This is a genomic window from Streptomyces sp. NPDC057616, assembly GCF_042800575.1.
Taxonomy (GTDB): domain Bacteria; phylum Actinomycetota; class Actinomycetes; order Streptomycetales; family Streptomycetaceae; genus Streptomyces.
Genome location: NZ_JBHVGU010000005.1, coordinates 125,742 through 139,390 on the forward strand (window position 1 = coordinate 125,742; position 13,649 = coordinate 139,390).

Annotated in this window: 14 protein-coding genes and 1 pseudogene; 11 read left to right on the forward strand and 4 right to left on the reverse strand. The window is 74.1% G+C overall.

Annotated elements, in window-relative coordinates; genetic code table 11:
- Positions 1-6: 6 nt before the first annotated feature.
- Both glmS and ACFU97_RS07705 read left to right on the forward strand, forming a co-directional pair.
- On the forward strand, positions 7-1,854 hold the full coding sequence (glmS, locus tag ACFU97_RS07700) for a glutamine--fructose-6-phosphate transaminase (isomerizing) (protein ID WP_384252251.1): 1,848 nt from the start codon (positions 7-9) through the stop codon (positions 1,852-1,854).
- A gap of 37 nt (positions 1,855-1,891) precedes the next feature.
- The gene (locus tag ACFU97_RS07705) at positions 1,892-2,263 is read left to right on the forward strand and encodes a holo-ACP synthase (protein WP_384252253.1); all 372 of its coding nucleotides are present in this window, start codon (positions 1,892-1,894) and stop codon (positions 2,261-2,263) included.
- 17 nt (positions 2,264-2,280) lie between these two features.
- Here ACFU97_RS07705 and ACFU97_RS07710 read toward each other — a convergent pair whose 3' ends face one another.
- Positions 2,281-2,730, reverse strand: coding sequence for a hypothetical protein (locus ACFU97_RS07710; protein ID WP_384252255.1), 450 nt, complete (start codon positions 2,728-2,730; stop codon positions 2,281-2,283).
- Positions 2,731-2,823: 93 nt separating this feature from the next.
- Here ACFU97_RS07710 and ACFU97_RS07715 point away from each other — a divergent pair, with 93 nt between their 5' ends.
- The 5 genes from ACFU97_RS07715 to ACFU97_RS07735 all read left to right on the forward strand — a co-directional run bounded on the left by ACFU97_RS07715 (position 2,824) and on the right by ACFU97_RS07735 (position 7,848).
- Entirely contained in the window at positions 2,824-4,320 is a 1,497-nt protein-coding gene (locus ACFU97_RS07715; RefSeq protein ID WP_384252257.1) for an NAD(P)H-hydrate dehydratase, read from the forward strand.
- Between the two features lie 108 nt (positions 4,321-4,428).
- Entirely contained in the window at positions 4,429-5,598 is a 1,170-nt protein-coding gene (gene alr / locus ACFU97_RS07720) for an alanine racemase (RefSeq protein ID WP_384252260.1), read from the forward strand.
- Between the two features lie 160 nt (positions 5,599-5,758).
- Positions 5,759-7,000, forward strand: coding sequence for an alpha/beta fold hydrolase (locus ACFU97_RS07725; RefSeq protein WP_384252262.1), 1,242 nt, complete (start codon positions 5,759-5,761; stop codon positions 6,998-7,000).
- A complete protein-coding gene (tsaE, locus tag ACFU97_RS07730) occupies positions 6,966-7,478 on the forward strand; it encodes a tRNA (adenosine(37)-N6)-threonylcarbamoyltransferase complex ATPase subunit type 1 TsaE (protein WP_384252264.1) in 513 nt (170 codons plus the stop codon). The genes ACFU97_RS07725 and tsaE overlap by 35 nt, the downstream gene beginning before the upstream one ends.
- A gap of 196 nt (positions 7,479-7,674) precedes the next feature.
- Positions 7,675-7,848, forward strand: coding sequence for a hypothetical protein (locus ACFU97_RS07735; RefSeq protein WP_384252267.1), 174 nt, complete (start codon positions 7,675-7,677; stop codon positions 7,846-7,848).
- Here the strand turns inward: ACFU97_RS07735 and ACFU97_RS07740 are convergent.
- Positions 7,845-8,399 carry a hypothetical protein gene (locus tag ACFU97_RS07740; RefSeq protein ID WP_384252269.1) on the reverse strand — a complete coding sequence of 185 codons (555 nt, stop codon included), beginning with the start codon at positions 8,397-8,399 and terminating at the stop codon, positions 7,845-7,847. The genes ACFU97_RS07735 and ACFU97_RS07740 overlap by 4 nt on opposite strands.
- 113 nt (positions 8,400-8,512) lie before the next feature.
- On the opposite strand from ACFU97_RS07740, the gene tsaB reads away from it, so the two are divergent.
- The 4 genes from tsaB to ACFU97_RS07760 are packed head-to-tail and all read left to right on the forward strand — an operon-like array spanning position 8,513 to position 11,022.
- Complete coding sequence (gene tsaB / locus ACFU97_RS07745) at positions 8,513-9,169, forward strand: tRNA (adenosine(37)-N6)-threonylcarbamoyltransferase complex dimerization subunit type 1 TsaB (RefSeq protein ID WP_384252271.1); 657 nt, start codon at positions 8,513-8,515, stop codon at positions 9,167-9,169.
- Positions 9,166-9,675 carry a ribosomal protein S18-alanine N-acetyltransferase gene (rimI, locus tag ACFU97_RS07750; protein WP_384252273.1) on the forward strand — a complete coding sequence of 170 codons (510 nt, stop codon included), beginning with the start codon at positions 9,166-9,168 and terminating at the stop codon, positions 9,673-9,675. Before tsaB ends, rimI begins: the two co-directional genes overlap by 4 nt.
- On the forward strand, positions 9,668-10,768 hold the full coding sequence (tsaD, locus tag ACFU97_RS07755) for a tRNA (adenosine(37)-N6)-threonylcarbamoyltransferase complex transferase subunit TsaD (protein WP_384252276.1): 1,101 nt from the start codon (positions 9,668-9,670) through the stop codon (positions 10,766-10,768). The genes rimI and tsaD overlap by 8 nt, the downstream gene beginning before the upstream one ends.
- Positions 10,765-11,022 carry a hypothetical protein gene (locus ACFU97_RS07760; RefSeq protein ID WP_384252278.1) on the forward strand — a complete coding sequence of 86 codons (258 nt, stop codon included), beginning with the start codon at positions 10,765-10,767 and terminating at the stop codon, positions 11,020-11,022. The genes tsaD and ACFU97_RS07760 overlap by 4 nt, the downstream gene beginning before the upstream one ends.
- Here ACFU97_RS07760 and ACFU97_RS07765 read toward each other — a convergent pair.
- Together ACFU97_RS07765 and ACFU97_RS07770 are read right to left on the reverse strand one after the other, a co-directional pair.
- Positions 10,973-11,485 (reverse strand): hypothetical protein, encoded by a 513-nt coding sequence (locus ACFU97_RS07765; RefSeq protein WP_384252281.1) that lies wholly within the window; start codon positions 11,483-11,485, stop codon positions 10,973-10,975. The genes ACFU97_RS07760 and ACFU97_RS07765 overlap by 50 nt on opposite strands.
- 40 nt (positions 11,486-11,525) lie before the next feature.
- Positions 11,526-13,576: pseudogene (locus tag ACFU97_RS07770) on the reverse strand (glycoside hydrolase family 3 N-terminal domain-containing protein); the annotation flags it as partial.
- Between the last annotated feature and the right edge of the window lie 73 nt (positions 13,577-13,649).

Here is a 13,649-nt window from a genome sequence, read left to right on the forward strand (position 1 = left end):
CGGCGCATGTGCGGAATCGTGGGATACGTGGGGCCGCAGGCTGCGCTCGAGGTCGTCATGGCCGGGCTGAAGCGGCTGGAGTACCGGGGATACGACTCGGCGGGCGTCTCGGTGCTCGCGGACGGCGGGCTGGCGGCCGCGAAGCGGGCCGGAAAGCTCGTCAACCTGGAGAAGGAGCTGCAGGAGCGGCCGCTGCCGACCGGGGGCACGGGGATCGGGCACACGCGCTGGGCCACGCACGGCGGGCCCACGGACGCGAACGCGCATCCCCATCTCGACAACGCGGGGCGCGTCGCCGTCGTGCACAACGGGATCATCGAGAACTTCGCGGCGCTGCGGGCCGAGCTGGCCGAGCGCGGGCACGACCTGGCCTCCGAGACCGACACCGAGGTCGTGGCGCATCTGCTCGCGGAGGAGTTCTCCGCGACGGCCGACCTCGCGGAGGCGATGCGGCTGGTGTGCCGGCGGCTGGACGGGGCGTTCACGCTGGTCGCCGTGCACGCGGACGAGCCGGACGTGGTGGTGGGCGCGCGGCGGAACTCGCCGCTCGTGGTGGGGATCGGGGAGGGCGAGGCGTTCCTCGCCTCGGACGTCGCGGCGTTCATCGCCCACACGCGCTCGGCCCTCGAACTGGGGCAGGACCAGGTCGTCGAGCTGCGGCGGGACAGGGTGACGGTGACCGGCTTCGACGGCCGGCCCGCGGACGCCCGGCCGTACCACGTCGACTGGGACGCCTCGGCCGCCGAGAAGGGCGGCTACGACTACTTCATGCTCAAGGAGATCGCCGAGCAGCCCAAGGCGGTCGCCGACACCCTGCTGGGGCGCATCGACGAGGGCGGCTCGCTGCGGCTGGACGAGGTGCGCATCCCCGCCGGGGTGCTGCGGGAGGTCGACAAGGTCGTCGTGGTCGCGTGCGGTACGGCCTTCCACGCCGGGATGATCGCCAAGTACGCCATCGAGCACTGGACGCGGATTCCGTGCGAGGTGGAGCTGGCGAGCGAGTTCCGCTACCGGGACCCGATCCTGGGCCCCCGGTCGCTGGTGATCGCCATCTCGCAGTCCGGCGAGACCATGGACACGCTGATGGCGGTGCGGCACGCGCGTGAGCAGGGTTCCCACGTGCTGGCGATCTGCAACACGAACGGCTCGACGATCCCGCGCGAGTCGGACGCCGTCCTCTACACGCACGCCGGGCCGGAGGTAGCCGTCGCCTCGACCAAGGCGTTCCTCACCCAGCTGGTCGCCTGCTACCTGGTCGCGCTGTACCTCGGGCAGGTGCGCGGCACCAAGTGGGGCGACGAGATCGGCGCCGTCATCCGTGACCTGTCGCAGATCTCGGGTGCGGTCGAACGGGTGCTGGAGACCATGGAGCCGGTCCGGGAGCTGGCGCGGTCCCTGGCGGCGAAGAACACGGTGCTCTTCCTCGGGCGGCACGTCGGCTACCCCGTCGCCCTGGAGGGTGCGCTGAAGCTGAAGGAGCTGGCGTACATGCACGCCGAGGGCTTCGCGGCGGGGGAGTTGAAGCACGGGCCGATCGCGCTGATCGAGGAGGACATGCCGGTCGTGGTCGTGGTGCCCTCGCCCCGGGGGCGGTCCGTGCTCCACGACAAGATCGTCTCCAACATCCAGGAGATCCGGGCCCGCGGAGCGCGCACCATCGTCATCGCGGAGGAGGGCGACGAGGCGGTCGTGCCCTACGCCGACCACCTGATCCGGACCCCGCTCACCCCGACCCTGCTCCAGCCGCTCGTGGCGACGGTGCCCCTCCAGGTCTTCGCCTGCGAACTGGCGACGGCCCGGGGCAACGAGGTGGACCAGCCGCGGAATCTGGCCAAGTCGGTCACGGTGGAGTGAGGTTGCCCCGTGGTGATCAGCTCGTAAGGTGCTCGCCATGAGCATCATCGGCGTCGGGATCGACGTGGCGGAGATCGAGCGGTTCGAGGCGTCGCTGAAGCGGACGCCCGGGATGGCGCAACGGCTGTTCGTCGAGGACGAGTTGCTGCTGCCCAGCGGCGAGCGCCGGGGTGTCGCCTCGCTCGCCGCCCGCTTCGCCGCGAAGGAGGCGCTGGCCAAGGCCCTCGGGGCGCCGGCCGGACTGCTCTGGACGGACGCCGAGGTGTTCGTCGAGGACAGCGGGCGGCCGCGGCTGCGGGTGAAGGGCACGGTGGCGGCCCGGGCGGCCGAACTCGGCGTGAAGACCTGGCACGTGTCGCTCAGCCACGACGCCGGGGTCGCCTCGGCCGTGGTGGTCGCCGAGGGGTGAGCCCGCGGCCGCTGCTGCTACGGGCAGATCCAGCAGTACAGGCGGTGGCCGCGGGCGGTCGCACGGTCCGCGAGGTCCGCGAGGCCGCGCAGGAAACCGGCCAGGTCGGACGGGTCGGGCGGGGTGGCGAAGTCGCCGGAGGCGACCCATCCCACGGCCACGTCCTCCAGCAGCCTCCTGTCGAAGGCGGCGAGCGCGTCACGGAACGCGTCGGTCAGCGACACGCTGACGGCTTCGCCCTCTCCGACCATGGCGATCAGCGAGCCGTGCCGCGGGTCGGCCTTCACCTCGTCCGCCGGCCGGCCCGTTATCAGCGTCTCGGCCGGCAGCAGGTCGACCACCGGGTCGATGCCCTTCACCACGAGCTCGTCGAACCCCGTCCCGAGAGGTTCCCCGTCCTCGCGCACCACCGCGCGGGCGGCGTGCTCGTCGTCGGCGGCGGCGTAGTACCCGTACAAGACTCCCATGCGTCGATCATGGCAGCCGCCACTGACAATCGGCCCGGGCGGCGGGACGGGCGGGGGTGCGGCCGGGGCGGGGATCGGGGGAGACTCGACCGCATGCGTACTGCGTACAGCGTGGAGACGGTAAGGACGGCCGAACGTGCGCTGATGGCGCGGCTTCCCGAGGGGGCGCTGATGCAGCGCGCCGCCGCCGGGCTCGCCGCCGCCTGCGCCGAGTTGCTCGGGCGGGTGTACGGCAGCAGGGTCGTGCTGCTCGTCGGCAGCGGCGACAACGGCGGCGACGCCCTGTACGCCGGCGCCCGGCTCGCCCGGCGCGGAGCGGGGGTCGCCGCCGTGCTGCTCGCGCCCGAACGGGCCCACGCCGCGGGGCTCGCGGCGCTGCTGCGGGCCGGCGGGCGGGTGGTCGGCGCGGGAGAGGGCCCGGACGGGGACGCGGGCCGCTCCGCCGGTGCCGCCGCCGCGGCGGGTGTCGGCGCCGTGGAGGAGGCGATCCTGCGGGCCGATCTCGTCGTCGACGGGATCGTGGGGATCGGCGGCAAGGGCGGACTGCGGCCCGGGGCCGCCCAGTTGGCGGCCTGCGCCGCCGAGTCCCGTGCCGCCGTGGTCGCCGTGGACCTGCCGAGCGGAGTCGACGCCGACACCGGGGAGGTGAGCGGCGGCGCCGTACGGGCCGACCTCACCGTCACGTTCGGCACGCACAAGCCGGGGCTGCTGATCGACCCCGCGCGGGAGTACGCCGGTTCGGTGCGGCTCGTCGACATCGGGCTCGGGCCCGAACTGCCCGAGGAGCCCGAGCTGGAGGCGCTGCAGCACGCCGACGTGGCCCGGCTGCTGCCGCTGCCCGCCGCGGAGAGCGACAAGTACCGGCGCGGGGTCGTGGGCATCGCCGCCGGGTCCGCCCGGTACCCCGGTGCCGCCGTGCTCGCCGTGTCCGGGGCCCTGCGGGGCGGGGCGGGCGCCGTGCGGTACGTCGGGCCCGCCGGGGACGCGGTGATCTCCCGGTTCCCCGAGACCCTCGTGTCGGACCAGGGGCCGAAGCACGCCGGGCGGGTGCAGGCGTGGGTCGTGGGGCCCGGTGCCGGGGACGACGCGTCCGCCGTGGGCGAGGTGCTCTCGTCCGACGTGCCGGTGCTCATCGACGCGGACGGCCTGCGGCTCGCCGACGCCGACGCCGTACGCGCGCGCACAGCACCCACCCTGATGACCCCTCACGCCGGGGAGGCCGCCGCCCTGCTGGGCGTCTCCCGGGAGACCGTCGAGGCGGCACGCCTGACCTGGGCGCGCGAACTCGCCTCGCGGTACGGGGCGACCGTGCTCCTCAAGGGCTCGACCACCCTCGTCGCCGACGCGCGGGGCGGCGCCGTACGGGTGAATGCCACGGGCACGCCCTGGCTGGCCACGGCCGGCAGCGGGGACGTGCTGTCGGGCCTGGCCGGATCGCTCCTGGCGTCCGGGCTGTCGGCGCGGGACGCGGGAAGCGCGGCGGCGTATCTGCACGGCCTGGCGGGGCGTTACGCGGCCGACGGCGCACCGGCGGGCGCCCACGACGTGGCGGCGGCGATCCCCGCGGCCTGGCGGGACGTACGGGACTGACGGGACGGGCGGGCACCGGGTTCACACGGTGCGTCGCCCCAGCTCACGGCAGTTTCACGGGACCGGTACCGCAAGGGTGTCCGACCCCTCTGCGACACTGGGGCTGCCATGACTGAGACAGCCGCTGCCCCGACCGCGCCCCTGCGCGCCCGCGCCGAGATCGACCTGGGCGCGCTGCGCGCCAACGTGCGGGCCCTGCGCGCGCTGGCGCCCGGCGCCGCCCTCATGGCCGTGGTCAAGTCCGACGGGTACGGCCACGGGGCCGTGCCGTGCGCGCGGGCGGCCGTCGAGGCGGGGGCCACCTGGCTGGGCACCGCCACGCCCGAGGAGGCCCTCGCGCTGCGGGCCGCCGGGCTGTCCGGACGCATCATGTGCTGGCTGTGGACGCCGGGCGGACCCTGGCAGGAGGCCGTGGAGGCCGACCTCGACGTGTCGGTGAGCGGTATGTGGGCCCTCGCGGAGGTCACGGACGCCGCCCGCCGCGCCGGCGTGCCCGCGCGCGTGCAGCTCAAGGCCGACACCGGCCTGGGGCGTGGCGGCTGCCAGCCGGGCGAGGACTGGACCGAGCTGGTCGCGGCCGCCCTGCGGGCCGAGGCCGGGGGGCTGATCCGCGTCACCGGGCTCTGGTCCCACTTCGCCTGCGCCGACGAACCCGGCCATCCCTCCATCGCCCGCCAGCTCACCACCTTCCGCGAGATGCTGGCGTACGCCGAGGGCGAGGGGGTGCGCCCCGAGGTCCGGCACATCGCCAACTCGCCCGCCACGCTCACCCTTCCCGAGACCCACTTCGACCTCGTACGCACCGGGATCGCGCTCTACGGCATCTCGCCGAGCCCCGAGGTCGGCACCTCGGCGGACTTCGGGCTGCGGCCGGTCATGACACTGTCGGCCTCACTCGCGCTGGTGAAGCACGTTCCGGGGGGTCACGGCGTCAGTTACGGGCATCACTACATCACCCCCGGTGAGACCACCCTCGGACTCGTGCCGGTCGGATACGCCGACGGCATCCCGCGGCACGCCTCCGGCTCGGGACCGGTGCTGGTCGGGGGGAAGTGGCGGACCGTCGCGGGGCGGGTCGCCATGGACCAGTTCGTCGTCGACCTCGGCGGGGACGAGCCCGCGGCCGGCACCGAAGCCGTCCTGTTCGGGCCCGGCGACCGCGGCGAGCCCACCGCCGAGGACTGGGCCCAGGCGGCGGGCACCATCGCCTACGAAATCGTGACGCGGATCGGAAAGCGCGTTCCCCGCGTCTATGTGAACGAGGAACAAAGCGGGTAACCCGCACAGGGACCCCCGCGGTCCGGACAGACGCAGCACCCGCAGGTCCCGCACCACCCGCCGGCCGACCGGCAGCACCGACCGGCAGTGAGATCGCACGAACACCATCTGCACCATCCGACCCAACCGGCAACAGCAGTCAGGCGAGAAGGAGCGGTACGTGAGCGAGAGCAGTGCCGAGGCCGTCACGGCCCTCGCCTCCGCCACGGGGGCGGCCGGCAACTGGCGCAGGGCCACCGGCATCGCCGGCGCGGCGATAGGCGTGGTCGCGGCGGGCGCCGCGGCCGGTGTCGCCATCGAGCGGCTCACCGTCGGCCGCGGCATGCGCAGGAAGGCCCGGCTGGCCCTCGACTCGACGGGACCGTACGGCTCGCTGCGCGGCACCCCCGGCAAGGCCACGGCCGACGACGGCACCGAGCTGTACTACGAGGTCGACGACGTCGACCCCGCCGCCGTGCCCGCGCTCGGCCCGCGCCGCCGGCGGCTGTTCGGGCGCAAGGCGCCCGCGCCCGTCACCGTCGTCTTCAGCCACGGCTACTGCCTCAACCAGGACTCCTGGCACTTCCAGCGCGCGGCCCTGCGGGGCGTCGTACGGACCGTGCACTGGGACCAGCGCAGCCACGGCCGCTCCGAGCGGGGCGTGCAGCAGGCGCAGGACGGCGTGCCGGTCAGCATCGACCAGCTGGGCCGCGATCTGAAGGCCGTGATCGACGCCGCCGTGCCGGAGGGGCCGATCGTGCTCGTCGGGCACTCCATGGGCGGCATGACGGTGATGGCGCTGGCCGACCAGTACCCGGAGCTCGTCCGCGACCGGGTGGTCGCCGTGGCACTCGTGGGTACGTCGTCCGGGCGACTCGGCGAGGTCAACTTCGGGCTGCCCGTCGCCGGCGTCAACGCGGTGCGCCGGGTGCTGCCCGGAGTGCTGAAGGCGCTCGGCACGCAGGCCGCGCTGGTGGAGAAGGGGCGCCGGGCGACCGCCGACCTGTTCACCGGGGTCATCAAGCGGTACTCGTTCGCCTCGCGGGACGTCGACCCGGCGGTCGCGCGGTTCGCCGAGCGGATGATCGAGAGCACGCCGATCGACGTGGTCGCCGAGTTCTACCCGGCCTTCACCGACCACGACAAGACCGAGGCGCTCGGGCACTTCGCGGGCCTGCCGGTGCTGGTGCTGGCCGGGATCGGCGACCTGGTCACGCCGAGCGAGCACAGCGAGGCCATCGCCGACCTGCTGCCGGACGCGGAACTGGTGCTGGTGCCGGACGCCGGGCATCTGGTCATGCTGGAACACCCGGAAGTGGTCACCGACCGGCTGGCGGACCTCCTCACCCGTGCGGGTGCAGTGCCGGCAGGGGCTACCGTGGGTGGCTATGGAAGCACCAGCAGCACCGCACAGCCCGGTTGAGACCGAGCTGACCGTCACCTCCCCCGAGCAGATGCGCGACCTCGGCCGGCGCCTGGCCAAACTGCTGCGCGCCGGCGACCTCGTGATGCTCAACGGCGAGCTCGGTGCGGGCAAGACGACGCTCACGCGCGGGCTCGGCGAGGGGCTCGGCGTCCGGGGCGCGATGACCTCGCCGACCTTCGTGATCGCCCGGGTGCATCCGTCGCTGGGCGACGGACCGCCGCTCGTGCACGCCGACGCCTACCGCCTGTCCGGCGGGCTCGACGAGATGGAGGACCTCGACCTCGACGTCTCGCTGACCGACTCGGTGATCGTCGTGGAGTGGGGCGAGGGCAAGGTCGAGGGGCTGACCGAGGACCGGCTGAACCTCGTCATCCACCGGGCCGTCGGGGACACGACGGACGAGGTCCGGCATGTGACGGTGACCGGGCTCGGCGCGCGCTGGTCGGCGACGGACCTCAGCGTCCTGTCCGCCTGAGGCGTCCGGCCCGCCCGAACCGCCGCCCGAGCCGTCCGTTCCGCCGGAAAGCCGTCGGCGGACGCGCATTTCCGTGAACGTTCCGACAAGACGTCGGCAAGCTGTTGCATTAATTGTCTTGTGCGTGGTCACATGGTACCCAGTTCGTAGTTAGGTCTACCTAACTACGCCCGCCCCCGGTCCTCAGGAGGCGTCCATGCCGGCCACCGAGAGCAGCGAGCAGCAGCACAAGCCCCACGCCGTCGCAGCCGGCGTCTCCATGCGCGACCTGCTGGCGTCGTGCGCCGCGGCGACCACGATCTCCACTCCACCACGGCTGCCGGACCCCGAACTGGCCGCGCCGCCGGCCCGGCGTCCGGAAGCCGCCTAGGGGATCACGGCGACCTGCGCGCCGATCGTGGCGAACTCCCACATCGCCGTGCCGTCCTCACGGCCCTCGCGGATGCCGCCCGTGCGGACGCCGGGATCGGTCTCCTCGGAGGTCTTGCCGACCGCGGCGCTGAAGCCGACGGCCACGCCGTCGACGTCGGCGAAGCGCACCACGTGCTCGATGGGCACGCCGTCGGTGCCGACGATCGAGTTCGAGCGGGAGGTGACCCGGTAGACGCCGGGCGCCGGGTCGACGCTGCCGGGGGTGACCGGGTAGCTGCGCGTGACCTCGTTGCGCGCCCCCACCAGCCAGACCCGGTCGGCGCCCGTGGAGTACACGACGCGTTCGCCCACGCCGGAACCGGCCGGCGGGACGCCGGGGCTCACCTTGCCGCGGGGCGCCTTGGAGACGACGGCCGCCGGTGAGCTGCTCGCCTGCGGTTTGGCGAGCGCGGCGGGGACGGTCGCCTGCGCCTGGTAGCCGAGGAAGCCGACCGCCGCGAGGGCGGCCGCGGTGAGCCCGAACACCAATCCGGAGCTGCTGCTTGGCACCGTCGCCCACCTGACCCATCACGTCGTGCGTCGTACTTGCGGCGACCGTAGCAGCCCTCACCCGCCCGACCGGGGCGGCGATACCGGAGGCGCGGGAGCCGTAGGCTGTTTGCGTGCTCTTGCTCGCTCTGGATACCGCAACCCCTGCCGTGACCGTCGCCCTGCACGACGGCACGGACGTCATCGCCTCCTCCAGCCAGGTGGACGCCCGCCGGCACGGCGAGCTGCTGCTGCCGGCCGTCGACCGGGTGCTCGCCGAGGCGGGCCGCAGGCTCGACGCCGTCACCGGCATCGTCGTGGGCATCGGTCCCGGCCCCTACACCGGCCTGCGCGTCGGACTGATGACCGCGGACACCTTCGGGCTGGCGCTCGGCGTCCCCGTGCACGGCGTGTGCACGCTGGACGGCCTGGCGTACGCGGCCGACATCGACGAAGGCCCGTTCGTGGTGGCGACCGACGCCCGGCGCAAGGAGGTCTACTGGGCGCGCTACGCCGACTCGCGTACGCGCCTGACCGACCCGGCCGTCGACCGGCCCGCCGACATCGCCGACCAGGTCGCCGGGCTGCCCGCCGTCGGCGCGGGCGCGCTGCTGTACCCCGACACCTTTCCCAGGGTGCACGAGCCGGAGCACGTCTCCGCCGCGGCGCTGGCGAGCCTGGCCGCCGAGCGGCTGGAGCGGGGCGGGGAACTGCCCGCGCCGCGGCCGCTGTACCTGCGCCGGCCGGACGCCCAGGTCCCCAAGAACTACAAGGTGGTCACCCCCAAGTGACCGGACCCGTGACCGCTCGGCTGCGCGAGATGCGCTGGTGGGACATCGACCGCGTGCTCGGGCTGGAGAAGGACCTCTTCCCCGAGGACGCCTGGTCCCGGGGCATGTTCTGGTCCGAACTGGCCCATGCGCGCGGGCCCGGGGCGACCCGCCGCTACCTCGTCGCCGAGGACGCCGAGGGCCGGCTGGTCGGGTACGCGGGCCTCGCCTCCTCCGGCGACCTCGCCGACATCCAGACCATCGCCGTCGCCCGCGACCAGTGGGGCACCGGGCTCGGCGGGCTGCTGCTGACCGAGCTGCTGAAGGCCGCCACCGCCTTCGAGTGCGCCGAAGTGATGCTGGAGTGCCGGATCGACAACATCCGGGCCCAGAAGCTGTACGAGCGCTTCGGCTTCGAGGCCATCGGGTTCCGGCGCGGCTACTACCAGCCCGGGAACGTGGACGCCCTGGTCATGCGACTGACCGACCCTGCAACCTCCGTACAAGGAACCGAGATCAATGGCTGACCAACGCGACGAGCCGCTCGTCCTCGGCATCGAGACCTCCTGCGACGAGACCGGCGTCGGCATCGTCCGCGGTACCACGCTGCTGGCCGACGCCGTCGCGTCCAGCGTCGACGAGCACGCCCGCTTCGGCGGTGTCGTCCCCGAGGTCGCCTCCCGCGCCCACCTCGAGGCGATGGTGCCGACGATCGAGCGCGCGCTGAAGGACGCCGGAGTCAGCGCCCGCGACCTGGACGGCATCGCGGTCACCGCGGGCCCGGGGCTCGCCGGCGCCCTGCTGGTCGGCGTCTCGGCGGCGAAGGCGTACGCCTACGCCCTCGGCAAGCCCCTCTACGGCGTCAACCACCTGGCGTCACACATCTGTGTGGACCAGCTGGAGCACGGGGCGCTGCCCGAGCCCACGATGGCGCTGCTGGTGTCCGGCGGGCACAGCTCCCTGCTGCTGTCGACCGACATCACCTCGGACGTGCGGCCGCTCGGCTCGACCATCGACGACGCGGCCGGCGAGGCGTTCGACAAGATCGCGCGCGTGCTGGACCTCGGCTTCCCCGGCGGCCCGGTCATCGACCGCTACGCGCGCGAGGGCGACCCGGCGTCGATCGCGTTCCCGCGCGGTCTGACCGGCCCGCGCGATGCGGCGTACGACTTCTCCTTCTCCGGTCTGAAGACGTCCGTGGCCCGCTGGATCGAGGCCAAGCGGGCGGCGGGCGAGGAGGTGCCGGTGCGTGACGTGGCGGCGTCCTTCCAGGAGGCGGTCGTCGACGTGCTGACCCGCAAGGCCGTACGGGCCTGCAAGGACGAGGGCGTCGACCACCTGATGATCGGCGGCGGCGTGGCCGCCAACTCCCGGCTGCGGGCGCTCGCGCAGGAGCGCTGCGAGGCCGCCGGGATCCGGCTCAGGGTGCCGCGCCCGAAGCTGTGCACCGACAACGGCGCGATGGTGGCGGCGCTCGGCGCGGAGATGGTCGCCCGCAACCGGGTGGCGTCGAGCTGGGACCTGTCGGCGGACTCCTCGCTGCCGGTGACCGACCCGCACGTGCCCGGCCACCACCACGACCACGTGCACGAGGTCAGCAAGGAGAACCTCTACTCGTGACGGTCGCGTTGATGTGGGAGGCGCGGGCGGCCGAGGGCCGCGGCGAGGAGCTGCTGGCCTGGGCGCGCGGGCAGGAGCTGCCCGCCGCGCCGCTGCGCCGGGAGACCTTCCGCGCCCCGCAGGACCGCGTCCTCGTCATCACCTGGTGGGACGCGCCCTACGACGCCGACCTGCCCGAACTGCCCGAACCCGGCGGTGACCTGGTCACCCGGACGGTGCATCGGTGGCGGTTCGAGTCGACGGGGGCGGAGTGACGGGGGAGTAGGACAGCCGGTTCGGATCGGCCGGGTCGTGGCCCAGCCACAGGCGCCGGCCGGTCCGGCGCTCCCAGCGGACGGCCACCGCCGCCTTGGCGACCCAGTCCAGGGACAGCGCCAGGGCGACCAGCAGCACCGACGGCAGCCCCAGCAGGCCGATGGCCACGCTCGGCAGCAGGAACAGCGAGAAGCGCAGCGCCTTGCGGAGGGTGTGGTCGGGCCGGTCCGCGCCGTCGCGCGGCAGCGGGTCGGCGGCCTCGAACTCCCTGAGATCTCCGAGCCACTTGAGCCGGGAGGAGCGCACCCGCACCGAGGCCGCGAGGAACGCGAGCGCGGCGGCGGTCACCCACGCCACCGTCCCCGCCCGCACCGACGTACCGCCCTCGACGGAGATCCCCACCGCGACACCGGCCACGGCGGAGGTCAGCAGAGCGACGGCGGCCATCAGTTCGTGGTGCACGTACCGGATCATCGCAACCCCCGTCGCTCCGGCGCGAGGGTCACCTCACCGCCGACACCTCCGTCTCGCAGCGCAGTCGCCGGTCGGTGCCGAGGACCCTCACCGGTCCCGTGAGGTGCAGGCGTGCCGTGTGCCGTACGTCGGCGCTGGATGCCGCCAACCGTAGTTCCAGCGCGCCGGGTTCGACCACCCGCGCGCCGGAACGGTCCGTGAAGGCGGACAGGTCGGCGTGGAAGCGGAAGGTGACCTCGGCCGCCTCGCCCGGGTCCAGTTCCAGCCGCCGGTAGCCGATCAGGCGCACGTCCGGACGCGTCACCGAGGCCACCGGGTCGTGCAGGTACAGCTGCACCACCTCCGCGCCCGCGCGGTCGCCGGTGTTGCGGACGGTGACCGACACGTCGTACGAGCCGTCCGTGCCGATCTCGGCCTCGGCCGGCTCCGACTCCCAGGCGAAGCTGGTGTACGAGCGGCCGTGGCCGAAGGCGTACAGCGGGGTCGGGTCGAGGTTGCTGACCTCGCCCGCGAGGCCCAGCGGGGGCTGGAGGTACGTCCACGGCTGGCCACCCGGGTCCTGCGGGACGCTCACCGGCAGGCGGCCTGAGGGGTTCACCCGCCCGGACAGCACGCCGGCGACCGCGGGACCGCCCTCCTCGCCGGGGAAGAACGCCTGCACCACGGCGGCCAGCCGGCCCTGCCAGCGGCCCAGCGCGTACGGGCGGCCGGTCAGCAGGACCAGGACCACGGGCACGCCGGTGGCGACCAGGGCGTCCAGCAGCTCGGCCTGCACGCCGGGGAGCCGCAGGTCCGTCACGTCGCAGCCCTCGCCCGAGGTGCCGCGCCCGAACAGGCCCGCGCGGTCGCCCAGGACGGCCACGCACACGTCCGCCTCGGCGGTCCGCGCCACCGCCTCCTCGAAGCCCGAGGTGTCCGGGTCCGAGGTGTCGCAGCCCTCCGCGAACGTCACCTTGGCGTCCGGGAGTTCGGTGCGCAGCGCCTCCAGGACGGTCGGGATCTCCACCCCCATCTCCACGTCGGGGTGGTGCGGCAGCACATGGGACGGGAAGGAGTAGCAGCCGAGCATCGCGAGCGCGTCGGCCGCCCGCGGGCCGACCACCGCGATACGCGTGTCGGGCGAGAGGGGCAGGGCCCCGTCCGGGTTGTCCAGGAGCACCACCGACTCCTCGGCCAGCCGGCGGGCCAGCGCCCGGTTCGCGGCCGAGTCGAGGTCGATCGCGGAGGCCGGCTCGGGGTCCCAGTCCTCGTCCAGCAGGCCCAGTTCGCACTTCTGGATCAGGACCCGGCGGGCCGCGCGGTCGACCAGCGACTCGGGCACCGTGCCCGCCCGCACCGCCTCCAGCAGCGGTGTGCCGTAGCACTTGAGGGTCGGCAGCTCGACATCGATGCCGGCCGCGAGCGCCGCGTGCGCGGCCTCGGCGGGGGAGCCCGCCACCCGGTGCAGGGTCTGCAGGAAGCCGATGCCGAAGTAGTCGGCGACGACCGTGCCGGTGAACCCCCACTGCTCCCGCAGGAGTTCGGTCAGCAGGCCCGGGTCCGCCGAGGCCGGGATGCCGTCCGTGTCGTTGTAGGCGGCCATGACCGAGCGGGGGCCGCCCTCGCGCAGGGCCATCTCGAAGGGCGGCAGCGTCACGTCGGCGAGCTCGCGGACGCCCGCCCGGACGGGGGCGAGGTTGCGGGCGCCCGCCGAGGAGGCGTACCCGGCGAAGTGCTTGAGCGTGGCGACGATCCCGGCGGACTCCAGCCCCCGGACGTAGGCCGCGCCGATCGTGCCGACCAGGTACGGGTCCTCGCCGATGGTCTCCTCGACCCGGCCCCAGCGCGGATCGCGTACGACGTCCAGGACCGGGGCGAGGCCCTGGTGGACGCCCGCGGAGCGGAGGTCGGCCCCGATACGGCGGGCCATGTCCTCGACGAGGGCCGGGTCGAAGGAGGCGCCCCAGGCGAGCGGCACCGGATACGCGGTGGCGCCCCAGGCCGTGAAGCCGGCCAGGCACTCCTCGTGGGCGACGGCCGGGATGCCGAAACGGCCGGCCGCGACGATACGGCGCTGGGCGCGGGGCAGGGGCCGCGGGACCAGTGGCGGGTTGCAGGGGGGAGTGCAGAAGGAGCGGGGGGGGTGGCACAAGGCATGCGTGATAGGGTCGTC